This is a genomic window from Bradyrhizobium sp. 1, from assembly GCF_023073315.1.
Classification (GTDB): domain Bacteria; phylum Pseudomonadota; class Alphaproteobacteria; order Rhizobiales; family Xanthobacteraceae; genus Bradyrhizobium.
Genome location: NZ_JADPJH010000033.1, coordinates 653256 through 674508, shown reverse-complemented (window position 1 = coordinate 674508; position 21253 = coordinate 653256). Strand labels below are relative to the sequence as shown.

Sequence of the window (21253 nt, the reverse complement as noted above, 5' to 3'; positions counted from 1 at the left end):
GTCATGGTTTATTTTGTGTTGCAGGTGATCAGACGTCACCATTTTCGTTGGGTTGCGTAGGCCGGAAGCAACATGATCGTTCGGCAGTTCATCAATTGGATCAGGACGGCGCCCGCTGGCGAGCGGGCCGAGGCAACACGGGCGTTGGCCCGGGCCTGGCTGATCTCAGACCTTTCCCATGACGACCGCGCCGCCGCCGAAGGCGCGCTGCTGATGCTGCTCGACGATCCCTCGCCGCTGGTGCGGCAGGCGATGGCCGAGGCTTTTGCGCGCAGCACGGATGCCCCGGCGTCGATCGTGCGGGCGCTGTCGGCAGACCAGCCGACCGTGGCGCTCCCCGTGCTCGAACATTCTCCGCTGCTGATCGATGCCGACCTCGTCGACATCGTCGCGACCGGCAATGACGAGGTGCAATGCGCGGTCGCCCGCCGCATCGCGCTGCCGGTATCGGTCTGCGCCGCCATCGCCGAAGTCGGTTGCCCAGCGGCAGCGCTGGAGCTGATCGAAAATTCCCATGCCGAGCTCGCGCCGTTCTCCTGGAACCGCATCGTCGAGCGTCACGGTCATCTCGCCGCGATCCGCGAGGCAATGCTGGTGCTGGAGGATCTGCCGGCGGCTACGCGCGCCGCGTTGGTGGCGAAGCTTTCCGAGACCCTCGCACAATTCGTCGTGGCACGAAACTGGCTGAGCGCCGACCGTGCCGAGCGCGTGACGGTCGAGGCGCGCGATCGCTCCACCATGAACATCGCAGCGCGCTCGCGTGGCGAGGACATGCAGGGCCTGGTCCATCATTTGCGCGTCACCGGCCAGCTGACCGCGGGCCTGATCCTGCGCGCGCTGCTGTCGAGCAATCTCGATTTGTTCGACGCGGCGCTAGCTGAACTCGCCGACCTTCCGCTGGCGCGCGTCTCCGCGCTGTTGCACGATCGCGGCGGCAACAGCCTGCCTGCGCTGCTCCGCCGCGCCGGGCTGCCCGAGGCGACGTTTGCGGCATTCCAGGTCGCGCTCGATGCCTGCCACGAGCAGGGCTTCGTCGACAGTGACGACGGCGCGGCGCGGCTGCGCCGGCGCATGGTCGAGCGCGTGCTCACCCATTGCGAGACCGACCGCGGTGCCGCCGAGCCGCTGATGGTCCTGCTCCGCCGCTTCGCCACCGAATCGGCACGCGAAGAGGCAAGGCTGTTCTGCGACGAGATCGTCGCGGACGATGCGATCGATCCGGTTTACGAAGATCTGATCGCGGCGTAACGAGATGCCGTAGGGTCGGCAAAGGCGCTCTGGCGCCGTGTCCACCATGCATCCGCATTCGCTGTACGAATGGTGGGCACGCTTCGCTGCGCTCGCAATGACGAGAGGAGAGAACTACTCCGCCGGCACGATGCTCGGCGCGAGGATCGCCTCGAGATGCTCGGGGCGGTCGCGGTTGACTTGGGCGAGATAATCGTCGGCGACCTTGCGCAGGCGGCGGCTGAGCTCGGCTGAGACGCTGATGCTGTCGAGCTTGGTGTTCTCGTGCACGATGGCGAGGATCGCGTTGATGTGGTGCGTGAACAGTTCGGCCGGCACCTTTTCGAGATCAGGCGCGTGCTCGATGACGCGGCACAGGCTTTCGGCGACTCCCGCTGCGGCCGGATAGCCGAAGGTCGCGGCGTCGCCCTTGATGTCGTGCGTGGCGTGGAACAGCTCGTCACGCCTGTCCTTCGTGAAGCCCTCATGGCGGATGGCGACGTAGGCGGCCGACAGGCGATTCACCTCGGTCGTCATCCAGCCCTTGAACTCGCCCGAGAGGTCTGCCAGCGCCTGCTCGGCGCGGCCGACCGGATCGTCCATGTCCTTTTCCTCGACACGGCGCATAACCTTGCGCAGCGGATTGGGCTGCGTGATGATTTGGTGCGTGGCGAAAGCCGTGACCTCGATGTCCTTTGCGCTGTTCTTCGCCATGATGTCTGCCTTGACCGTGTGTGACGTTGCGCTAGATGGAGGAGCGGGCCTTGTCGAGCAGCGAGGGCTGCTGGAGCACCTCGTGCTTTTCGCCGATGCGACGCTCGGGTCCCATATAGGCGGAGGCGGTGTTGCGGCGTCGATCCGGGCCAAAATAGGTCTTGGTCTTGATGAAGGGGCGGGGGCTGGCAACCACGTTGAGAATGCGCTGGTAGAGCCCCTTCGCCGAGATCGGCTTGGCCAGGAATTCGGTGACGCCGGCATCGCGCGCGACCGTGACGCGGCGCTTCTCGGAATGTCCGGTCAGCATGATGATCGGCGCGTAAGGGTTGCCCTTGGAATCCGGCTGCCGGATCATCTGCGCGAGTTCGAGCCCGTCGAAGATCGGCATGGCCCAGTCGGCAATCACGATGTCGGGCACGTAATGGCTGTACATTTCCAGCGCCGTGGCGCCGTCCTCGGCTTCGTAGACCTCACGTGCGCCGAACGAATGCAGCAGCGTCCGCAGGATGCGGCGCATGTGCGGATTGTCGTCGCAGATGAGGAAGCGGAGCTTGTTGAAATCGATGCGGAACATGGAGCCCGGGCCGTAGCGGTCAACTTTCGTTAACCATATCGCGCCGGGGGTTAACGAAGCGTTGCGATTGGCGGTCTGGCGAGACGCTCAGGAGCCGAATTGCTCGCGCAGGATCCGCTCTTCCAGGCTGTGGCCGGGGTCGAACATCATGCGCATCGAGATGGTCTTGTCGGCGAGCACTTCGACGCGGCGGACGTCGCGTACCTCATCGTGGTCGGCGACCGCCGCCACGGGGCGCTTGTCGCCCTCCAGCACCTCGATCACGACATAAGCGGTGTTGGGCAGCAGCGCACCGCGCCAGCGGCGCGGGCGGAAGGCGCTGATCGGCGTCAGTGCGAGCAGCGCGGCGTTGATCGGCAGGATCGGTCCCTGCGCCGACAGATTGTAGGCGGTGGAGCCTGCTGGCGTCGCCACCATGATGCCGTCGGCGATCAGTTCGGGCATGCGCTCGCGCTCATCAATCAGGATGCGCAGGCGCGCGGCCTGATAGGTCTGCCGGAACAGGGCGACCTCGTTGATGGCGTGATGCAGATGAACGCGGTCTTTGGCGTCGGTCGCGCGCATCAGCAGCGGATTGATCTCGGATTCATGCGCCGCCTCCAGACGCGCACGAAGATCGACCGTCGAGTACTCGTTCATCAGGAAGCCGACAGTGCCGCGGTGCATGCCGTAGATCGGCTTTCCCGTGTGCATGTTCTGGTGCAGCGTCTGGAGCATCAGCCCGTCGCCGCCGAGCGCGACCACGACGTCGGCTTCCACAGGGGTGCAATTGCCGTACTCCCTGGTCAGTTGGCCGAAGGCCGCTTGCGCCTCGCTGCTCGGGCTGGCGACAAAGGCGATCCGGTCGTATCGCGCTGGCTTGGTCATGGCTTCCGGGCAGGGCCGCTCGCTGGAGAAAGTTCCGCCGGGCTCGTCTATACGAGGTGGGCCTGTATTGTCGAGACCGGCCTCTGCAGGCGCCGCCAGGCCGCTGATCCCCCAAACCGTCGCAATTCCCCGCTAGCCTCCCGTGTGCACCGGCTCTCACGGCCGGGCAAGGAGAACGATCATGGTCACGAGCTTGCCGGCGCTCCGACGAACGGCCCTGGTGCTGGCAGTATCGGCTTTTGCGCTCGCCGGCTTTGCGCGCGCGGACGATCCGCCGCAGCCGCGCGCGGAAACGGCGGCGCCGGCCGGCCAGAAGGGCGGGCGTGGTGGCGGCGCGCAGAATGCGCAGTCGACCGCCGAGCCGCACCGTTTGCCGTCGGATTCGACCACGAAGCAGACGCTGGATCTGCCCGGCCGCACCCTCAGCTTCGCCGCGACCGCCGGCTCGATCCGCGTGTTCGACGGCAAGGGCGAGCCGCTGGCCGACATTGCCTATACATCTTACGAGCTCGACGGCGCCGACCGCGCGACGCGCCCCGTGACGTTCCTGTTCAATGGCGGACCCGGCGCGTCCTCGGCATGGCTCCAGTTCGGCGCTGCCGGGCCGTGGCGGCTGCCGCTCGATGGCGAGGCGCTGTCGCCGTCGGCCTCGCCCGAGGTGAAGCCGAACGCCGAGACCTGGCTCGACTTCACCGATCTCGTCTTCATCGATCCCGTCAGCACCGGCTACAGCCGCTTCATCGCCAGCGGCGAGGATGCGCGAAAATCCTTCTACTCCGTCGACGGCGACGCCAATTCGATTGCGCTGGTGATCCGCCGCTGGCTCGAGAAACACGACCGGCTGACCTCGCCGAAATACGTCGCCGGCGAAAGCTATGGTGGCATCCGCGGGCCGAAGGTGGTGCGCCAGTTGCAGCTCCAGCACGGCGTCGGCGTCAGGGGATTGATCCTGGTGTCGCCGCTGCTCGACTTCCGCGAGTTCACCGGCACCAGCCTCCTGCAATATGTCGCGACGCTGCCGAGCTATGTGGCGGTCGCGCGCGAAGCCAAGAGTCCGGTCAAGCGCGCCGATCTCGCCGATGTCGAGGCTTACGCGCGCGGCGAGTTCCTGGCAGATCTCGTCAAGGGCGAGGCGGACAAGGAGGCCACCAACCGTCTTGCCGACAAGGTCGCCGAGCTCACCGGCATCGACCAGACGGTGAGCCGCAGGCTCGCCGGCCGCTTCGATGTCGGCGAATTCCGCCGCGAGTTCGACCGCAGAAGCGGCAAGGTGACGGGACGCTACGACGCCTCCGTGCGCGGCTTCGATCCCTATCCGGACTCGGGCAACTCCCGTTTCGGCGACCCCTCGGGCGATGCGCTCCAGGCGCCGTTGACCAGTGCCGCGGTCGATGTCCTCTCGCGCAAACTCAACTGGCGGCCGGACGGCTCCTACGAAGTGCTGAACGGCGCCGTCGAGGGCAATTGGGATTTCGGCCGCGGCATCAACCCGCCGCAATCGGTGTCGGAGCTGCGCCAGATCCTCGCGACCGATGCAAAGCTCAACGTGCTGGTCGGGCACGGCCTGTTCGATCTCGCCACGCCCTATTTCGGATCGAAGCGGGTGCTCGACCAGTTGCCGGCCTTCGCGACGCAGCGTGTGAAATTCGTCGTCTATCCCGGCGGCCACATGTTCTATTCGCGCGACGGCTCGCGGCAGGCATTTCGCGGCGAGGTCGAGGCGCTGATCAGGGAGTAGGGCGGCGCTTGCGAGGCTTATATCTCCGTTCGATCTCGCGCGCCACGGCGCTCGCCGGCTTGATGTTAGCTCCCGCAAGCCAGACGTCGCTCACCTTGCCGCGCTTGTCGCGGACGCGGCGGACCGGCTCGCCGTGGCTGGAGTAGCCGGCCGCCCAGGCGAGCTTGCCGGTGTCACGGCCTGTGACCTCGATCTCGGCGGCATCCATGAACGGATTATTGAACTGGGGATTGGCGACCAGCACGCGGTTGCCCATCGGTACGAGGTCCGTGGCGCCCCAGATCGTCCACCAGCGGCCGGTCCAGTCGCGCACGCGGCGGTCGGGCGCGCCGCGGGTCTTGAAGGTGCGCAGGATCTGCATCGCGCCGTCTATCCAGAACGGGGCTGCGCCGTCGATGGAGTTGCTGAGGATGCTGATTGCGAGCTCGCATCCGGGGATGGAGCAGGTCCGGGAGATGTAGCCTTGGAAGCCGCCGCCATGGCCGAACCAGTCCCAGCCGTCGGTCTTGCCGGCATTGACGCCTAAACCGTAATAGCCCTCGAAGCTTTGCGGAACGCGCCAGTGATGCCGCGTCATTTCGCGGCGGCTCGCGGCCGACAGCACGCTCTTTTTGGCATTGGGTGCAAGCTGCGCGAAGAAGCGGGCCGTGTCGGCGGCGGTGGCGACGAAACCCGCGGCGGATGCCATCGCGTGAGCAGGATTGTCGCCGGGGATCACGCAGCGTTCGCCCAGCGGCAGTTTTCGCGTGTGGCCGCGCGCGAACGATGCGCCCTTGGGAAGCGGCGCGTCCGGCTCCGTCTCGCGCAAGCCTGCGGGCTCGATGATCTCGCGCTTGATCCAGACCGGGTAGGGCTCCTTCGTCACGGCTTCGATCACGAGGCCGATCAAGCCAAAGCCGTGGTTGGAATATTTGAAGCGCGTGCCCGGCTCGATCGCGGTCGGCAGCTTCAGCTCCGCGATCAACTCTTTTGCGTTCAGGTAGGAGCGGCTGTCGATAAACTGCCCGGAATCGGCACCGTCGCGCGTCAGCCCCGCGCTATGCGAGAGCACCTGCGCAATCGTCGTCTCGGCAACGCGCGGATGCAGGCCGCTGACGTATTGACCGACGGAATCGTCGAGCCTGATCTTGCGCTGCTCGCGCAGCTTCATGATGCCGGCCGAGGTAAAGCTCTTCGAGTGCGAGGCGATGCGGAAGCGGTGGCGCGGGGTCAGTTTCTCGCCGGTGTCGAGATTGGCGAGGCCGAATGCGCGCTCGGCGACGACCTCGCCGCGATGGACGAAGGCGACCATGACGCCGGGCTGCTGGATTGTCGTTTGCTGGAATTCGATCCAGGAGCCGATGTAGTCGATCGCGGATCGCAGCCACGGGTCCATTGCGCTACCAGTTTGGGAGGGGGAGGATTGGTGCGAAAGGCTAGCCGAGAAAGCGGAACGGGCACAACCTGAAAGGTTGTGCCCGTTCCTGTCGTTCGAAGATGCGCCGTCTTCAGTAGACGAGCGTCGCGCCGGTCGGCTTGTCGAGCGCGGCGGCGAGCGAGCGATACTCGGAGCTGTCGGTGCCGGCGAGCGAGGCGATCTTGTTGAGGTGATACTGCGCCTGCTCACGGTTGCCCTGCTCGAGCTGCCAGAGGCCGTAATACTGCCATGTGCGGACGTGGTTCGGGTCGTCCTTGAGCGCCAGCTCGTAATAGATCTTGGACGACTGGTAGTCGCCGAGCTTGCGGTAGGAATAGCCGATCAGGTTCGCGACGTCGGCGACGTCGTTGCGCTCGAGCGACTTCAGCTGGCCGATCGCGCCGGTGTAGTCGTGGTTGTCGTAGATCGTGGTGTAGGCGGTGCGATAGGCCGCGAGGAATTTCGGATCGCTGATGGAGGAGCTCTTCTTCTTGCCCTTCTTGGACGAGGAATCCGACTTCGGGGGCGACGAAGGCTCGTCACTGCCGGCGGCGTAAGCGCTGGACAGCACCGGTGCGGCCGCCAGCGACATGGCGACGAGACCCGGCACGACAAGCATTGAGAGTTTGCGCATCTAAGTTCTCCCGTATGGAACGTGGCGATCCTACACGATTGCCCAAAGACCGGAACACCCATGGGGCAAAAACATTCCCGCATCGCACGATCTATTCGCCCCCGGGGGCATGACAAACTTGTCATCCAGATGAACGGAAGCTGGCAACCGGCTTCAGAATGGGTTCAGCGCGCCTCCCCTAGGCTCACACCCACGATCGAAGAGCTGGCGAGAGGGCGCTGCCTCAAGATCCTTCCAAGAGGAGACACACCATGTTGAAGACCATTTCCGCAGCCTTGCTCGCCGCTTCCGTGATCGCAGCCCCGGCCTTCGCGGCCGAGTCCGGCAAGACCACCACGACCACGCCGGTGATCAAGGCGGACCAGAGCCAGACCAAGACGTCAACCACCGCCGCGAAGCCGGATGCCGGCATCAAGGCCGATGCCAAAACCTCTGCCGTGAAGGCTTCCGACGCGAAGCCGGCCGACGTCAAGGCGGACGCCAAGGTCGACACCAAGTCGAAGCCGATGAATGCGAACGCCGCGGTCACCCCCGACGAGCACAAGACCGTGCGCACCCATCGCCATCACCACAAGCATCTGTCGGCGAGGAAGTCGCTGAAGGCGCAGCCGGACATGACCAAGCCGCTGACCAGCGAGAAGCGCAGCTAACGACTGATCCTGCGCGCGGCGGCATCCAGCATTGCCCCGCCGCCGTGTGCGGAATTCAGGCCCGGCCCGTTCGTCATGCCTCGTGCGAAAGCCCGCGGTGCTGACGGCGGGCCGGTGCGTTTCGCGACCGCAAACAAAAACCGCGAAAACAACCCCATGCACAGTAGCCGGTGACAGCAGAATCAATGGCTTGACGGCCGGTGCAATTCTGCGGATTTTACGAATCCGTTGACTCGTCGGGCAAAACACCTCTAGACATGCATCATTGCAACCTTGGGGCTGGAACGTCTTCCGAGTCTGTTCGAGCGGAGAGCGTGAGCTGTGGGGCGATCGGCGAAACGTGCGGTGAGCTTGGTATTGATCCTGGCATTGCCGCTGGCGCTGGCGGCGTGTTTTGGCAGCGACGGTGACCGCCCATCCCCGATGGAGGGGACCCAGGCCGGAGGGCCGCAGCCGTTTCCCGACAATTTCCGCAGTGACACGCTGGCGCTGATGCGCAGCTACCTCAACAATCCCGTCGGCGTCCGTGAGGCCAGCATGGCCGAGCCGGTGCTGCGCGAGATCGGCGGACGCCAGTTCTACGTCGCCTGCCTGCGCTTCACGCCACGCGAGACCGACGGCAGCTACAAGGGCATGCGCGAACGGGCCGCCGTGTTCGTCAACGGGCGGGGCGACCGCATCTTCGATCGTGCCGGCGAGCTCTGCGCCGGCGCGGTTTACGCTCCGTTTCCGGAACTGGAAAAGATGACGCGGTAGCGCAAAGCCCGCCTTCATCGCCCGGTGGTAGGACATTGGCTGCCGGAGCCGCTGGATCACATTTCGGCGAGCTTTGAACGGGCTGGTTTGTCTCGCGACAAATCGTTACGGCTGGACTTGCAGGCAGGCCTTGTGCGCACAAAATATGTCGGCGCAAGCAGGCGTGACGGAACAAAATCGCGTTGTTGCCGCCCCGTCACAGTTACGAACGATCAACGTTCCGGCATCGCCGCGAAGCAACCCAATTCACGCCACGTTGTTTCCTGAGTGTCGTAAATGAAAGAACGGGGATGACCATGAAAACGATTTTGCTGGGCGCAGCCGCCGCCCTGCTGGCGCTGGCGGCACCGGCCGCAGCGGCCGATATGCAGCCGCGCACCTACACCAAGGCGCCCGCCTATACGCCGCCGCAGCTGATCTACAACTGGACCGGATTCTACATCGGCGGCCATGTCGGCGGCGCGTTCGCCGGCGACAGCAGCTTCCAGTCCAGCGACGCCCGCTTCCTGGGCGGCGTGCAGGGTGGCTTCGACTACCAGTTCGCCCCCAATTGGGTGATGGGTATCGAGGCCCAGTATTCCTGGCTGCCGACCAACAACGGTGGTGTCACGTTCCCGCTGGGTACGCAGGTGACGTCCAACACCGACCAGCTCGGGTCGGTGACCGGCCGCATCGGCTACACTTGGGGCCCGGCGCTGCTCTACGCCAAGGGCGGTTACGCCTGGCGCAATGGCGGTCTTGGCGTCAACGTCGCCGGTGTGCCGCAGGCCTTCACCGCCACTGGCAATAACAAGGACGGCTACACCGTCGGCGCCGGCCTGGAATACATGTTCGCGCCGAACTGGTCGGCCAAGGCCGAGTACCAGTACTACAACTTCGGCAGCACAACGATCACCTCCGGCCCGGCCGACGTCGTCGGCGTGCGGGGCCGGGAGGACGAGCATACCGTCAAGGTCGGTGTGAACTACCGCTTCGGCTGGGGCGGTCCGGCAGCCACGCGCTACTGACCCGCCGCCAACGCGACGACGATCTGACAAAGGCCGGCTCTCGCCGGCCTTTCGTTTGTCTGCGCCTGTTTGCTCGCCGCTTGTTTGCTTTGCGTGAACCATCTGGCGCGTCATTTGCAAGCAAACAGTCCGGCGCGCGCTTTCTCACGCGTGTCATGGGGCTCGGGTAAAGCAAAAATAATTTTTGCCGCTTACGGAACTCGTGCTCCGCAATGCGTTATATGAGAATTACCGGGCTGGTGGGACGACGGACATGCGTATCTTGGTGTCGGCAGTAGTGCTCTCGTGCTTCATTTCCTTGCCGTGCGCTGCACAGACAATCCTCAAGTCCGAGCCTCTGATGCTGGCACCCTATGAGGTGGCCTTCGTCAAGGACGCCTCCTGTCCGTCGGGCAAGGTGCTGAAGGTGACGGGGGCGATCCGCGGACTGCACCGCCGCAAGGCCTGTGTGGCTCTGGCCGGCGAGCAGGCGTCACTGGCGACCGCGACCCCCTGAGATTGCTTCCCAAGACATCCCTGGACTTCAAGACATCCCTGGGGCTTCAAGACATCCTTGGGACTTCAAGACATCCCTGGGGCTTGCGGCCTGACTTCAGGAATTCAGTTGCGGCTCCATTCTGGACAGCCGCTCGGCTTCGGCCTTGTTCCTGGCGGGGTCCTCGCCTTGGGCTGCCCGGCAGGGCTTGATCTCGTAATCATTGTCGAGCACCCGGCGCGGCCCGTGGCGGTCGTCGTCCGTGCTGACGTCCACGACGAGGCCGCTTCGCTGCGCCAGCCCCCAGACGTCGGCCTCATCGGGATAGGCTTTGCTGATTTGAGCGTCGTTGCAGAACAGGGCGTAGGGCATTCTTTCCGCTCCGGGAAACCGCGTTAACGACTTCGCCGGAGAGGGGTTCCGGCCCGATCACGGGGCCGTGATCAAGAGCTGGAGCTGTCGGGCCCTGAGTCCTTAACGAGTCTTGAATCCCCAAAAAAAGAATCCCCGGGACTCATTTGCCGGAATCAGCGGATGTTTCGGCCATGTCGACCGACCTCAAAACCTGCTGCGGGCACATGCTGTTGCCACTGACGCTGGCACTGTTCGGCGCCTGTGCGGCCAATCTTTGGTTGGTGTGGTCCTGGCTGTAGCTGCCCGACCGGCCGCCGGCCTTAGTCTTCGGCGGACGGACGGAGAGAAGGGTCGCGAATGGCGGCACGAAGCTTGGTCAGGGTGGCCGCGCAATATTCCTCCCGCTCGCGCTCGAACCGTTCCTGATGCTTGCGGAAATTGGCGATCCGGGCCTGTATCTCGGAGCGAACGTCGCCGCCCATCCGGGGCGGTGGGATCTGGACTGGCGGGACTTGGGTGGGCGGGGATTGGATGGGCCGGGGGGAGGCCTCCACCTTCGGCTCGGGCGGCCGTAACGCCAGCGGGGGTTCAGCCTCGATAATCTGGACTGTCACGATCTCCTGAACAGTCACGGTTTCGGTGGTGACCGCAGACGCGGTCGCCGAGGTCTCCGGCGGATGGAAGCCATCCTTTTTGCCCGTGACCGATTGGACGAAGGCCATTGTCTGCGCGATCAGCGCGTCGCGCTCTCTGATCCACTTCATGGTCCACCTCTGTTGGAGCTATTCCAGCAAAGCCCGAGGGACGAATCAAGAAGGTATCCTGCAAGGGATTGCATATTTTTCCCGGGCGCCCGACAGTGCTGGCATGGATGCCGGAAAAGAACGCACGGACGAGGCGGAGGGCTTGCGGCTCGTTCGCGCCTTCCTGTCGCTGCCGCCCGACAAACGGGCGGAGGTGATCGCCTTCGTCGAGGAGTTGGCGCGCGCCCATGCCCAGCCTGGGGAGGGTGAGGGTACCTCCCCGACCTGAGTAGGGCAGTCACATATGGCGGTTTGCACGACCTGAGCGCGCGCCTCGTCCTTCGAGACGACCGCTTCGCGGCCGTCGCAACAACGACCGTGCACTCGATCCTCATCCTGAGGGCCCGCGCCAACCGCGGGCGTCTCGAAGGATGGCCATATGCGATTGTCTTGATGCGATTGTCTTGCAGATGTGAGCGCTATCGCTCGCGCGGATTGACGTTGGGCACAAAGGGCGTACCGCCGACCACCCGCACTGGCGCCTGAGCGATGGCATCGACCGGCCTGCTGTCGGCGACCTGCTTCTCGGAGACCTTATCTGGGCCCTGCCCAAACACTGGTTCGAACAACGCCAGCGTGCCTGCCACGGTGGCGCAGCACACCGCCACTGTCGTGAGCAGAAACACGTTTCGGTTTTCTTCTCTGATCGTCATGCGCCCACAACGGACGACGGCTGCGCTTGGTTCCGGGCAAATGAAAGCGGACCAAATGCCGCCAAAAGCGGCTGAAGCTTACGTGAAGCTTACGTCCAGGCCCTGTACGGTTATTTTTCCGTAAGATTGCGAGCGACATTTGGTATCAATTTTTAACGTCCACCGGTTCCAATGGCGTCGCTGGAACTGCTTCGGTCACTGGAGACCGGAAAAAATCATTGGGCGGCTGAGATGAGCTTTTTGAACAATCTGAAGATCGTATGGAAGGTCGCGCTGATCGTGACCGTGATGGGCTGTGCGATGGTTGCCGTCGCCGGTTTCGGCACGCGCGAGCTGTCTGCGACCGTCGACGGCTTCAGCGAGCTCGATGCCGCACAGTCGGCGGCGCTCAATCTTACACGGGCCCAGCGCCGCATCGAGACCTACCATGCCGCGCTCTATGCCGTGTTCACCGAAGCGACCGAAGCAGGCAATGCCAATCGCCTCAAGACCGCAAACCAGAACCGTAATGAGATCGGCCAATACCTCGATGCAGCGGAAAAGGACGATCCCTCCCGCGCGACCGAGATCAAGAGCATCAGCGGCCAGTTGAAGGCCGTCTTCGGCGGCTGCGATCCGGTGCTTCAGGCTGGCGCGCAGGCGAGCAGCCCGGAAGAGAATGCGAAGGCCTCGGAGCGCGCCCACAAGGAATGTGATCCGTTGATCGACGCATCGCTGGACCGCGTCGCCAAATTCACGGCGGATGTCTCGAAGGTTGTTGCACAGCGCAAGGAAGCCATTAATCGCGACGCCAAATCCGCGACCTGGACCGTGATGGGCGTCAGCGCCGGCGGCCTGCTGCTGGGCATTGCGATCGCGCTTTTCATCGGCCTCAAGGCGATGTCGCAGCCGATCGCCCGGCTCAAGCTCGCCATGGAGGGCCTTGCCCGCAACGATCTCAAGATCGAGGTGCCCGAGAAGGAACGCCGCGACGAGATCGGCGACATGGCCAAGACCGTCGAAATCTTCAAGACCAACGGGCTCGAGGTCGAGCGCCTCAAGGCGGCACAGGTCGAAGCCGAGAAGCAGGCGGCCGAGCAGCGCAAGCGCGACATGGTCAACCTGGCCGACGGTTTTGAGCGTGCGGTCGGCGAGATCATCGAGACCGTCGGATCCGCCTCCACCGAGCTCGAAGCATCGTCCTCGACGCTGGCCACCACCGCGCAGCGCGCGCAGGAGCTGACCTCGGTCGTCGTGACCGCGTCGGGCGAAGCCACCGGCAACGTGCAGTCGGTCGCGACCGCCACGGAAGAGCTGTCCTCCTCGGTCAACGAGATCAGCCGCCAGGTGCAGGAATCCGCGCGGATGGCCGGCGAGGCCGTCACACAGGCCCGCACCACGACCGAGCGGGTCAGCGAGCTCTCGGTTGCGGCAACGCGCATCGGCGACGTCGTCGAGCTGATCAACACCATTGCCGGCCAGACCAATCTTCTGGCGCTGAACGCCACGATCGAGGCGGCACGCGCCGGCGAAGCCGGCCGCGGTTTTGCGGTCGTTGCCGCCGAGGTGAAGACGCTGGCCGAGCAGACCGCGAAGGCGACCGGCGAGATCAGCCAGCAGATTTCCGGCATCCAGACCGCGACGCAGGAATCCGTCAACGCGATCCGCGACATCTCCGCGACGATCGAGCGGCTGTCGGAGGTGTCGTCGACCATTGCCGCGGCCGTCGAGGAGCAGGGCGCCGCGACCCAGGAGATCTCACGCAACGTGCAGCAGGCCGCGCACGGCACCCAGCAGGTCTCCACCAACATCACCGACGTGCAGCGCGGCGCGGCCGAGACCGGCTCGGCCTCATCGCAGGTGCTCTCGACCGCAAAAATGCTGGCAACCGACAGCAACCGGCTCAAGGACGAAGTCGGAAAATTCCTGCGCACGGTGCGCGCCGCCTGATCCCCGCGCGGCGGCATCCGTCCGCCGCACTGAGGGCGCCTATTGCATCAGGAATGCAAGCACGACGACAAACAGCACGGCCGTCATGATGACGGCCGTCACCGCGCCGGCGACCATTTTGGCTTTCTCGCTGGCGGTGGTGGGGCGCATGCGGCCGGCATGCTACCTCATGTTGAACTTCGGTCCAATCTGTGGTCAGTGACCGTCCCGCGGCGGTGTGCGCCGCGTCGACCCCCGAAGGCCAATCCATGAACGAAGATATCAGCGGCGGCTGGACCGCGTCGGCGGCTGCCTGGATCATCGAGCAGGGTGAAGACGGCGACTATGGCCGTCGCTTCGTGCTGGACGAGCCGATGCGCGCGCGGATCGAAGGACGCGGTGTCCGCAATGCGCTCGATGTCGGCTGCGGGGAAGGGCGATTCTGCCGGATCATGCAGCGTGCAGGCATTCGCACCACCGGCATCGATCCGACCGAAGCGCTGCTCGCGCGGGCCAGGGAGCTGGATCCGGACGGCGATTATCGGCTCGGCCGCGCTGAGACGATGGAGGCCGATGCGGAGTTCGATCTGGTCGTCAGTTATCTCAGCCTGATCGACATGCCCGATCTCGCTGCGTCGATCGCAAAGATGGTGGCGGCGCTGCGGCCCGGCGGCACGCTCCTGATCGCCAACCTCACCAGCTTCAACACCGCCGGCCCGCCCGAGGGCTGGACGCGTGACAGCGACGGCATCCTGCGTTTCGCCATCGATCACTACATGGACGAGCGGGCGGTCTGGGTGGGCTGGCGCGGCATCCGGATCCAGAACTGGCACCGCCCGCTCAGCACCTACATGACGCTGCTGCTCGATCACGGGCTTCAATTGCGCCTGTTCATCGAGCCGCAGCCTACAGGCGGCGATCCCGACAGAATTGCGCGTCATCGCCGCGTGCCTTTCTTTCACATCATGGAGTGGCAGAAGCCGGCTTGAGGCGAGGCGGTCAGACGGCGAGCTTCGCCTGGAAGAACCGCGTGACGCGACCGATCGCATCTGATGTCGCCGGGTCGGTGTCGGAGAAGTCGAACCCGTGGGTCTTGCCCGGATAGGGCACGAACTCGGCTTCGGCGCCGACGGACCTCGCAAGCTCGATCAGCCTCTTGCCGTTCTCGACGGATACGTTCCGATCGGCTTCGCCATGCAGCTCGATCATCGGCGGCATATGCTTGACCTTGCCGGCCGTCGCTTCGGGCATCCCGGCATAGAGCACGGCGAGCGCGGCAATGCGCGCGTCGCGGGCGGCGGTATTGGCGGCGATGAAGCCGCCGAGCGAAAAGCCCAGCAAGCCGACATGCCCGGAGCTATCTGAGCGGCCGAGAATTGTTGTGACCGTGGCGGACACCGCATCCGACCAGCTGTCGAAGCGCCCCGCTTCATAGGCCACGCGGGCAGCTTGAGTGCTCGTCCCCGGATTGAGCGCTGCGGTATCGCTCTCGCTCATGTAGCGGAAGAGGTAGGCGTCGATACCTCCGGTCGACAGCGCGTCGGCATAGCGCTGATAGGCCCGTGGCCTCAGCTCGATGCCGCGCGAGCCATGCAGCAGGATAACCGCAGGCCGCTTTCCCGCCGTGCCTGCCGCGTACCGCGACGCCAACAGGTGAGCGCCTTCAGAGGGTATGCTGAACTCTTCGTCTGGCGTGCCATAAGCTGCGGACGGCAACAGCAGCGCGGCCAGGCCCGACAGAGCTGTTCGGCGGGTGATCATCGGCAGTCTCATTCAAGATGATTTCGGCGGCTGCAGGTCCAATGTATAGTGCACCTGCGACCGAATTTTGTCCTGTGCGAGATCCGATGATCGCCGACCGTCCACCCGTGCTCGCCCATGAGCGGTTCGTCGCCGATCGCGACAATTTCGCGGGCCTCGATCTTGCCGCGCGGTTCGAGCGGATCGAGAGGACGAATTTGTGGGGTGCGGCCAGTTCGGTGTCGGGCCTCGGCTCGGAGGACTCGGCGACCGCTGCGATCCGGGACGCGCTTCCGGCTTTGCTGCAACGGCTCGACGCGCGCTCGCTGCTCGATGCGCCGTGCGGCGATGCGGGCTGGATCGGCCGCATGAAGCTCGACCTCGACTATGCCGGCATCGACATCGTGCCGTCGCTGATCGCGGCCAACAACCAGCGCGTCGCGCGTGGCGAATTAGCCGGCCGTTTCTGGGTTGCGGATGTCACGCGCGATGCGCTGCCGCCTTCCGACCTGATCCTGTGCCGGGACTGTCTGGTGCATCTGAGTTTCGACAACATCGCCCGCGCCGTCGAAAACTTTCGTGCCAGCGGCGCGCGCTTCCTGCTGGTCACGACGTTTCCCGAATGGGACGGCAATCGCGATTGCGATGACGGCGACTGGCGCGCACTGAACATGGAGAAGGCGCCGTTCAACTGGCCGGAGCCGCGCGAACTGATCAACGAGCGCTGCGAGGAGGGCGCAGGCGGCTGGCGCGACAAGAGTCTCGGGCTGTGGCGGCTGGATGAATGTCCGATCGCGCCCGCATAGCCGCGGCGATGTGACGGACGCGGGTGAAACCTCCGTTGCATCGATGATTGCGGTCGCGGTATACTTCTGGTTGTGTAAAGCCATCTCGCGTCGGGGTGACGATGCCGGAGCACGCCATGAGATTGAACGTTCTCATAGCCGCCTTGTTGATGTGGTGCTGCGCCCCGGCGATGGCACAGCAGGACGGCGCCGCGCTCTACGCAACGCATTGCGCGCAATGTCACGATGGCGGCGATGCCCAGAGCCGCGCGCCCGCGCGCGGTGCCATGCAAGCGATGTCGTTCGATCATGTGCTGGGGACCTTGACCTCCGGCAGCATGTCGGCGATGGCGAAGGACCGCAGCGACGCGGAACGCCGCGCGATCGCTTCCTTCGTCACCGGCAAGGCCGCAACTGGCGCCGCAGCCGATGCGGAAGGCCGCTGCATGCAAGAGACCCGCGGCTTTCCACAACCACTCGAGGGCCCGCACTGGAACGGATGGGGCGTCGACGCCGGCAACAGCCGCTTCCAGCCGGCCGGCATGGCGGGGTTGACGGTGGAGCAGGTGCCGCGCCTGAAGCTGAAATGGGCTTATGCCTTTCCCGGCGCCTCGGTGTCCTTTGCGCCGCCGACGATTGTGGGCGGACTGTTGTTCATCGGCGGCACCGACCGCAAGGTGCACGCGCTCGACGCGCGGAGCGGCTGCACGCTGTGGACGCTCACGACCGATGCCGCGGTGCGCGCTGCGATCAGTGTCGCGCCGCTTCCCGGCTCCGACCAGTTTGCGATCTTCTTCGGCGATTTGCGTGCCAATGCCTATGCCGTGAACGCGCTGACCGGCGCGCTGATCTGGAAAACCAGGGTCGAGGAGCATCCGGCCGCGCGCATCACCGGCGCGCCGACGCTGCATGCCGGCGTGCTTTACGTGCCGGTGTCCTCGCTCGAGGAAGCCTCGGGCTCGCAACCCTCTTATGAATGCTGCACCTTCCGCGGCAGCGTGGTGGCGATAGAGGCCGCGACCGGCAAGGCGTTGTGGCAGGCCTATACGATCCCTGACGTGCCGCAGCCAACCGGCAAGAATGCGCGGGGCACGCAGCTCTATGGTCCGTCCGGTGCCGCAATCTGGTCGGCACCGACGATCGATGTGAAGCGTGGCGCGATCTATGTCGCGACCAGCAATTCCTATTCAAACCCGCCGGCGGCAACGAGCGATGCGATCCTTGCTCTTGATCTTGCGACGGGCAAGCTGCTCTGGACGCAGCAGGCCACGCCGAAGGACGCCTATGTCGTCGCGTGCTACACTGCGGACAAGACCAATTGTCCCGACGATCATGGACCCGATCACGATTTCGGCCAGTCGCCGCTCCTCGTGACCTTGCGCGACGGCAGACGCATTGTTGCCATCGCGCAGAAATCCGGCGTCGTGCATGCGCTTGATCCCGACGATGGCGGCAGGATCCTTTGGCAGACGCGTGTCGGAAAGGGGGGTGCGCTCGGCGGCAGCGAATGGGGCTCGGCTGCGGATGGGGACCGCATCTATGTCGCGAACTCCGACGTGCGCTTCAGGCGCGACGGCACGCGGCAGCTCGATTCCACGCAAGGTGGTGGCCTGTTCGGCCTCGATCTCGCCAGCGGAAAAGTCGCGATGGAGGTGCCGCCGGTCGCCTGTGGCGATCGTATCCAATGCAGCCCCGCGCTTTCGGCGGCAGTGACCCTGATCCCGGGCGTGGTGTTCTCCGGCAGCGTCAGCGGCTTCATGCGCGCCTACGCCACCGACGGCAAGCTGCTGTGGGAGTTCGATACCGCTCAGGATTACAAGGCCGTCAACGGCGTGCCCGCCCATGGCGGGGCGATCGACGGTCCCGGGCCCGTCATCGCAGGCGGCATGCTCTACACCAATTCCGGCTACGGCCAGTGGAGCGGGCTGGCCGGCAACGTGCTGCTGGCGTTCGAGGTGGGGACCGAATGAGGGCTCACCGCGGCTGCTTGCGACAGGGCAGGACGAGCACCATTGCGGCGGGTTGCCTGACGATACTCGCGACCGCGACGGCGATCTGCGTGCTGTATTTGGCGCTGATCACGCCCGCCATGTATTCGCTCCTGGCGTAGGCGATCACGACGCCGCCGGACAATTCCGCGCAGCGAAAGCCCTGAAGGTATGTGTCGTAGGTCTTGGCACCGAGAATGAAATTGAGCTTGGCTTGAATGGCGAGGTCTTCCTGGTCGGTCAAAATGGGCATGCACGCTCCGAATTCTGCGCTTCGAGATACGGAGCGGGCCGGCGGGCGTTGTGCATGAGTCCCATGCAATCTCCCGGCGGAACAGAATGCCGGGCAGTCGATCGCGCGAGGAAACGGAGTGTATTCGATGATTGATGCCAGATGCAGTTGCGGTGCTGTTTCGATTTCGCTTCCTGGGCCGACCAGGCTGGTTGCGGCCTGCCATTGTATCGATTGCCAGCGGCGCACCGGCGCGCCGTTCGGTGTCGGTGCGTTCTACCCGGTCGAGGCGGTGACGATCGCGGGAACGCCGAAGGAATATGTTCGTGCTGCCGAGAGCGGGGGCAGGGTGCGGTGTTATTTCTGCTCGGAGTGCGGCTCGACGATTTATTGGAAGGCCGACAATTTGCCGGCCATGATCGGCGTTGCCGTTGGCGCGATCGCGGATCCGAATTTCCCGGCGCCTTTCAGATCGGTTTTCGAGCGATCGAAACATGCCTGGGTCGGGATCGACGGCGCCGGCATCGAGCACCTTGAACAGGGCAGCGCGCGGAAGAGTTTGGGTTGAAGGGCGCGCATCGAGCGCTGGTGCCGGCTGAGGGGATTGAACCCCCGACCTTCGGTTTACAAAACCGCTGCTCTACCGCTGAGCTAAGCCGGCGACGCCAGGAAACAGGCAAGGAAACGGGCAAGGAACATGCAGGGCCGGCCTGGGCCGGAGCTGTCACCCCGTGCGCGCCGCAATATCAGACTTGGTCGGAAAGTGCCAGAACCCGAAGGCGCCTTTCGCCGGCATGAAACAGGCGGCCCAATGGGCCGCCTCAAACCATTTCAAGGCGATGGCAGAAGGCCTTATTGGCAGGGGTGCTGCCGGCCGTCGTCGCCCTTGAACCAGGTGCCGGGCCTGCACACGATGCCGTTGCGGGCCGCATAGGCGTCCCAGCTGCCGTGCCAGCCCGTTTCGCCGTATCGGCCGTTGTAGTCGCCGGAATTGTCATAGGCATAGGAATTGTCCCAGCCGCGGAACGGTGCCGATGCAACGGCTGCCGCGGTGCCGACGGCGGCACCGGCGACCGCGCCCGCGGTGTCGACCGGCCAGAAGCCCGATTGTGTTCCGTCATTCCGGTTCACCTGCCGGGCCATGTGCCCGCGGCGATAGGCGCGATCAGTGGTGGGATTGCCGGGGCCGAGATTCTGGCATTGGGGATCCTGGAACAGCCCCGTGCAGCGGCCCGAATTGTCGACTGTCGTTTGCGCGAAGGCAGGTGTCGCCAGCGTGGACGCGACGATTGCGGCCAGGCCCAGAAGCTTCAGGCTTGTCATGGCATTTTCTCCATGTTGTTGAGACCAGTGCTAAGCGCGCCATCCGGCACTCGTTCCGCGGATTCTCGCGTGCGGGGTCACATCGACGTGAGCCCGCCCAGGATGTGCAGTTTGTGCCACGCAACCTGGTGCGCTCCGGCAGGTGCGGCGGGTTCGCGTCCCGTTAACGCTTGGCTAGCGCAGTCCGCGGCATTTGAGCCGCTATCGACCCTTGCGTGTTAGGCTTACCGGCATTTGGTGAGCTGGCCTTAACTCTCTCTGCGTCGCGATCGGTTAGGTTGTCGCCGGATTAAACGGAATCTCTTCATGCGCGCCGTGGCACTCGCTGCCCTCTTGATCGGACTGCCCGCGACGGCATTTGCCGGCGGCGGCTTCGATATCGTCGTTCCCGGCCGTCCCGGCGTACCCATCATCATCAACGGCATCGATGCGTCCTACAGCGTCGTCGAAGGCGTCTGGGGCCTCGGCAAGAACGTGCAGGTGCAGCCGACGATCTACGGCGGACGCTATATCGCCGAGCGGCAGCCCGACGACGTCGGCCATTATTATCCGACACTGGGCTTGCGGCCCGGCTACGGACGGCTCGAGGTCGAGCCGCCTGCGAACCGCAAATTGCCAAAACCCGCCGAGAGCTATCACCAGAGCTGGGGCGCGCAATCGGCGCCGCTGCCGGCGCAGATGGACGTGCCCATCGATCCGCCGCCGGTGATCCTGGCGCCGGAGATCAATGTGAATCCGCAGCATCGTCGGCCGCGGCCGCGGCCGCGTGCAGAGGTGCCCGGCAAGCCGCCGGGTTAAGAAACGTCAAAAACGGAAATCAACAGGAGAGAGTAATGCGTCAGATGATTTCGGGACTGGTCGCGGCAGCTGCCGTGATGTTCGTCGCCACCGCGCCCGCCGCGGCTTGCGGCTTCAATCCGTGCCAGCCGGTTGCGCCGGTCTATTCCGGTTGCAACACCGGTTGCGGCGGCTATGGCGCCGGCTACGGCGCCTATGAGCGTCTCGCCGAGCCGACCACGCAGTACTATTACGTCAACCAGGGCCCGACCTACACCGGCCCGGGCGCCTTCGCGCCGTATCCGACCTATCGTGAGGACGCGGTCGTCGCCCCCGCGAACTATGGCTACGGTCATGGCTATGGCTACAGCAACGGTTACGGCTATCGCGCTGCCGCCGTCGAAGCGCCGGCTGCCTATCCCTATCGCCGCCCGTACTACCGTCCGTATCGCTACGGCTACGGTCCGCGCGCCGGCTATCTGCCGCGCACCCATTACGGCTATGGCCCGCGCTACGGCTACGCCCAGCGTCGCTACGCGCCGGCGCCGTATTACGGCGGCCACCGCGTGCTGCGCCGCTATTACTGATCTCTGATCGGTCGAACTGACGAGACGCCCGTCCGCGCAATGCGGGCGGGCGTTTTGTTTTT

25 protein-coding genes and 1 tRNA gene are annotated in these 21253 nt (G+C 64.9%); 14 read left to right on the top strand and 12 right to left on the bottom strand.

The features are described 5' to 3' along the window. Positions 1-72: 72 nt before the first annotated feature. Entirely contained in the window at positions 73-1248 is a 1176-nt protein-coding gene (locus IVB29_RS28200) for a DUF2336 domain-containing protein (protein WP_247506661.1), read from the top strand. 114 nt (positions 1249-1362) lie between these two features. On the opposite strand, the gene IVB29_RS28195 is transcribed toward IVB29_RS28200, so the two are convergent. The 3 genes from IVB29_RS28195 to IVB29_RS28185 form a co-directional block, all read right to left on the bottom strand. After that, a complete protein-coding gene (locus IVB29_RS28195) occupies positions 1363-1941 on the bottom strand; it encodes an Hpt domain-containing protein (RefSeq protein WP_247506660.1) in 579 nt (192 codons plus the stop codon). A 31-nt stretch (positions 1942-1972) separates the two neighbouring features. Next, the gene (locus IVB29_RS28190) at positions 1973-2518 is read right to left on the bottom strand and encodes a response regulator (protein WP_247506659.1); all 546 of its coding nucleotides are present in this window, start codon (positions 2516-2518) and stop codon (positions 1973-1975) included. Positions 2519-2605: 87 nt separating this feature from the next. Beyond that, a complete protein-coding gene (locus IVB29_RS28185; RefSeq protein ID WP_247506658.1) occupies positions 2606-3385 on the bottom strand; it encodes an NAD kinase in 780 nt (259 codons plus the stop codon). Positions 3386-3566: 181 nt separating this feature from the next. On the opposite strand from IVB29_RS28185, the gene IVB29_RS28180 reads away from it, so the two are divergent. Further along, positions 3567-5123: a peptidase S10 gene (locus tag IVB29_RS28180; RefSeq protein ID WP_247506657.1), complete on the top strand. Its 1557-nt coding sequence runs from the start codon at positions 3567-3569 to the stop codon at positions 5121-5123. Here IVB29_RS28180 and IVB29_RS28175 read toward each other — a convergent pair. Both IVB29_RS28175 and IVB29_RS28170 read right to left on the bottom strand, forming a co-directional pair. Next, complete coding sequence (locus tag IVB29_RS28175) at positions 5113-6498, bottom strand: serine hydrolase domain-containing protein (RefSeq protein WP_247506656.1); 1386 nt, start codon at positions 6496-6498, stop codon at positions 5113-5115. The genes IVB29_RS28180 and IVB29_RS28175 overlap by 11 nt on opposite strands. A 112-nt stretch (positions 6499-6610) precedes the next feature. Further along, entirely contained in the window at positions 6611-7153 is a 543-nt protein-coding gene (locus tag IVB29_RS28170) for a tetratricopeptide repeat protein (RefSeq protein ID WP_129267988.1), read from the bottom strand. A 251-nt stretch (positions 7154-7404) separates the two neighbouring features. Here IVB29_RS28170 and IVB29_RS28165 point away from each other — a divergent pair, with 251 nt between their 5' ends. The 4 genes from IVB29_RS28165 (at position 7405) to IVB29_RS38575 (ending at position 10062) form a co-directional block, all read left to right on the top strand. Beyond that, positions 7405-7803 (top strand): hypothetical protein, encoded by a 399-nt coding sequence (locus tag IVB29_RS28165; protein ID WP_247506655.1) that lies wholly within the window; start codon positions 7405-7407, stop codon positions 7801-7803. 321 nt (positions 7804-8124) lie between these two features. Then, a complete protein-coding gene (locus IVB29_RS28160) occupies positions 8125-8559 on the top strand; it encodes a hypothetical protein (protein WP_247506654.1) in 435 nt (144 codons plus the stop codon). Positions 8560-8855: 296 nt separating this feature from the next. Further along, positions 8856-9566 carry an outer membrane protein gene (locus tag IVB29_RS28155; RefSeq protein WP_247506653.1) on the top strand — a complete coding sequence of 237 codons (711 nt, stop codon included), beginning with the start codon at positions 8856-8858 and terminating at the stop codon, positions 9564-9566. 253 nt (positions 9567-9819) lie between these two features. Then, positions 9820-10062 (top strand): hypothetical protein, encoded by a 243-nt coding sequence (locus IVB29_RS38575; protein ID WP_346731310.1) that lies wholly within the window; start codon positions 9820-9822, stop codon positions 10060-10062. A 96-nt stretch (positions 10063-10158) separates the two neighbouring features. Here IVB29_RS38575 and IVB29_RS28145 read toward each other — a convergent pair whose 3' ends face one another. Then, positions 10159-10413 carry a hypothetical protein gene (locus IVB29_RS28145; protein WP_247506652.1) on the bottom strand — a complete coding sequence of 85 codons (255 nt, stop codon included), beginning with the start codon at positions 10411-10413 and terminating at the stop codon, positions 10159-10161. A gap of 302 nt (positions 10414-10715) precedes the next feature. Next, positions 10716-11159 (bottom strand): hypothetical protein, encoded by a 444-nt coding sequence (locus IVB29_RS28140; RefSeq protein WP_247506651.1) that lies wholly within the window; start codon positions 11157-11159, stop codon positions 10716-10718. Between the two features lie 103 nt (positions 11160-11262). Here IVB29_RS28140 and IVB29_RS28135 point away from each other — a divergent pair, with 103 nt between their 5' ends. Beyond that, positions 11263-11427 carry a hypothetical protein gene (locus IVB29_RS28135; RefSeq protein WP_247506650.1) on the top strand — a complete coding sequence of 55 codons (165 nt, stop codon included), beginning with the start codon at positions 11263-11265 and terminating at the stop codon, positions 11425-11427. A 190-nt stretch (positions 11428-11617) separates the two neighbouring features. Here the strand turns inward: IVB29_RS28135 and IVB29_RS28130 are convergent, their stop codons facing one another. Next, the gene (locus IVB29_RS28130) at positions 11618-11851 is read right to left on the bottom strand and encodes a hypothetical protein (RefSeq protein ID WP_247506649.1); all 234 of its coding nucleotides are present in this window, start codon (positions 11849-11851) and stop codon (positions 11618-11620) included. 231 nt (positions 11852-12082) lie between these two features. Between IVB29_RS28130 and IVB29_RS28125 the strand changes: the two genes are divergently transcribed. Further along, entirely contained in the window at positions 12083-13780 is a 1698-nt protein-coding gene (locus IVB29_RS28125) for a HAMP domain-containing methyl-accepting chemotaxis protein (protein WP_247506648.1), read from the top strand. A gap of 248 nt (positions 13781-14028) precedes the next feature. Next, entirely contained in the window at positions 14029-14748 is a 720-nt protein-coding gene (locus IVB29_RS28120; RefSeq protein WP_247506647.1) for a class I SAM-dependent methyltransferase, read from the top strand. 10 nt (positions 14749-14758) lie between these two features. On the opposite strand, the gene IVB29_RS28115 is transcribed toward IVB29_RS28120, so the two are convergent. Then, positions 14759-15520: a dienelactone hydrolase family protein gene (locus tag IVB29_RS28115; protein WP_247506646.1), complete on the bottom strand. Its 762-nt coding sequence runs from the start codon at positions 15518-15520 to the stop codon at positions 14759-14761. Between the two features lie 86 nt (positions 15521-15606). On the opposite strand from IVB29_RS28115, the gene IVB29_RS28110 reads away from it, so the two are divergent. Together IVB29_RS28110 and IVB29_RS28105 are read left to right on the top strand one after the other, a co-directional pair. Then, positions 15607-16305, top strand: a complete 699-nt coding sequence (locus tag IVB29_RS28110) for a class I SAM-dependent methyltransferase (protein ID WP_247506645.1) — start codon at positions 15607-15609, stop codon at positions 16303-16305. A 116-nt stretch (positions 16306-16421) separates the two neighbouring features. Continuing rightward, a complete protein-coding gene (locus IVB29_RS28105; protein ID WP_247506644.1) occupies positions 16422-18254 on the top strand; it encodes a PQQ-binding-like beta-propeller repeat protein in 1833 nt (610 codons plus the stop codon). Positions 18255-18258: 4 nt separating this feature from the next. Here IVB29_RS28105 and IVB29_RS28100 read toward each other — a convergent pair whose 3' ends face one another. Further along, positions 18259-18525 (bottom strand): hypothetical protein, encoded by a 267-nt coding sequence (locus IVB29_RS28100; protein WP_247506643.1) that lies wholly within the window; start codon positions 18523-18525, stop codon positions 18259-18261. Between the two features lie 127 nt (positions 18526-18652). On the opposite strand from IVB29_RS28100, the gene IVB29_RS28095 reads away from it, so the two are divergent. Continuing rightward, positions 18653-19072 (top strand): GFA family protein, encoded by a 420-nt coding sequence (locus IVB29_RS28095; protein WP_247506642.1) that lies wholly within the window; start codon positions 18653-18655, stop codon positions 19070-19072. 18 nt (positions 19073-19090) lie between these two features. Here IVB29_RS28095 and IVB29_RS28090 read toward each other — a convergent pair. Further along, positions 19091-19165, bottom strand: a tRNA-Thr gene (locus tag IVB29_RS28090). A 191-nt stretch (positions 19166-19356) separates the two neighbouring features. Beyond that, positions 19357-19827, bottom strand: a complete 471-nt coding sequence (locus IVB29_RS28085; protein WP_247506641.1) for a hypothetical protein — start codon at positions 19825-19827, stop codon at positions 19357-19359. Between the two features lie 306 nt (positions 19828-20133). Here IVB29_RS28085 and IVB29_RS28080 point away from each other — a divergent pair, with 306 nt between their 5' ends. Then, complete coding sequence (locus IVB29_RS28080; RefSeq protein ID WP_247506640.1) at positions 20134-20625, top strand: hypothetical protein; 492 nt, start codon at positions 20134-20136, stop codon at positions 20623-20625. 35 nt (positions 20626-20660) lie between these two features. Further along, positions 20661-21191, top strand: a complete 531-nt coding sequence (locus IVB29_RS28075) for a hypothetical protein (RefSeq protein ID WP_247506639.1) — start codon at positions 20661-20663, stop codon at positions 21189-21191. The last annotated feature ends 62 nt before the right edge of the window (positions 21192-21253 follow it).

Coding starts and splice junctions, on each gene's coding strand:
- IVB29_RS28200 (WP_247506661.1), top strand. CDS start 73: ATGATCGTTCGGCAGTTCATCAATTGGATCAGGACGGCGCCCGCTGGC.
- IVB29_RS28195 (WP_247506660.1), bottom strand. CDS start 1,941: ATGGCGAAGAACAGCGCAAAGGACATCGAGGTCACGGCTTTCGCCACG.
- IVB29_RS28190 (WP_247506659.1), bottom strand. CDS start 2,518: ATGTTCCGCATCGATTTCAACAAGCTCCGCTTCCTCATCTGCGACGAC.
- IVB29_RS28185 (WP_247506658.1), bottom strand. CDS start 3,385: ATGACCAAGCCAGCGCGATACGACCGGATCGCCTTTGTCGCCAGCCCG.
- IVB29_RS28180 (WP_247506657.1), top strand. CDS start 3,567: ATGGTCACGAGCTTGCCGGCGCTCCGACGAACGGCCCTGGTGCTGGCA.
- IVB29_RS28175 (WP_247506656.1), bottom strand. CDS start 6,498: ATGGACCCGTGGCTGCGATCCGCGATCGACTACATCGGCTCCTGGATC.
- IVB29_RS28170 (WP_129267988.1), bottom strand. CDS start 7,153: ATGCGCAAACTCTCAATGCTTGTCGTGCCGGGTCTCGTCGCCATGTCG.
- IVB29_RS28165 (WP_247506655.1), top strand. CDS start 7,405: ATGTTGAAGACCATTTCCGCAGCCTTGCTCGCCGCTTCCGTGATCGCA.
- IVB29_RS28155 (WP_247506653.1), top strand. CDS start 8,856: ATGAAAACGATTTTGCTGGGCGCAGCCGCCGCCCTGCTGGCGCTGGCG.
- IVB29_RS38575 (WP_346731310.1), top strand. CDS start 9,820: ATGCGTATCTTGGTGTCGGCAGTAGTGCTCTCGTGCTTCATTTCCTTG.
- IVB29_RS28145 (WP_247506652.1), bottom strand. CDS start 10,413: ATGCCCTACGCCCTGTTCTGCAACGACGCTCAAATCAGCAAAGCCTAT.
- IVB29_RS28140 (WP_247506651.1), bottom strand. CDS start 11,159: ATGAAGTGGATCAGAGAGCGCGACGCGCTGATCGCGCAGACAATGGCC.
- IVB29_RS28135 (WP_247506650.1), top strand. CDS start 11,263: ATGGATGCCGGAAAAGAACGCACGGACGAGGCGGAGGGCTTGCGGCTC.
- IVB29_RS28130 (WP_247506649.1), bottom strand. CDS start 11,851: ATGACGATCAGAGAAGAAAACCGAAACGTGTTTCTGCTCACGACAGTG.
- IVB29_RS28125 (WP_247506648.1), top strand. CDS start 12,083: ATGAGCTTTTTGAACAATCTGAAGATCGTATGGAAGGTCGCGCTGATC.
- IVB29_RS28120 (WP_247506647.1), top strand. CDS start 14,029: ATGAACGAAGATATCAGCGGCGGCTGGACCGCGTCGGCGGCTGCCTGG.
- IVB29_RS28115 (WP_247506646.1), bottom strand. CDS start 15,520: ATGATCACCCGCCGAACAGCTCTGTCGGGCCTGGCCGCGCTGCTGTTG.
- IVB29_RS28110 (WP_247506645.1), top strand. CDS start 15,607: ATGATCGCCGACCGTCCACCCGTGCTCGCCCATGAGCGGTTCGTCGCC.
- IVB29_RS28105 (WP_247506644.1), top strand. CDS start 16,422: ATGAGATTGAACGTTCTCATAGCCGCCTTGTTGATGTGGTGCTGCGCC.
- IVB29_RS28100 (WP_247506643.1), bottom strand. CDS start 18,525: ATGCCCATTTTGACCGACCAGGAAGACCTCGCCATTCAAGCCAAGCTC.
- IVB29_RS28095 (WP_247506642.1), top strand. CDS start 18,653: ATGATTGATGCCAGATGCAGTTGCGGTGCTGTTTCGATTTCGCTTCCT.
- IVB29_RS28085 (WP_247506641.1), bottom strand. CDS start 19,827: ATGACAAGCCTGAAGCTTCTGGGCCTGGCCGCAATCGTCGCGTCCACG.
- IVB29_RS28080 (WP_247506640.1), top strand. CDS start 20,134: ATGCGCGCCGTGGCACTCGCTGCCCTCTTGATCGGACTGCCCGCGACG.
- IVB29_RS28075 (WP_247506639.1), top strand. CDS start 20,661: ATGCGTCAGATGATTTCGGGACTGGTCGCGGCAGCTGCCGTGATGTTC.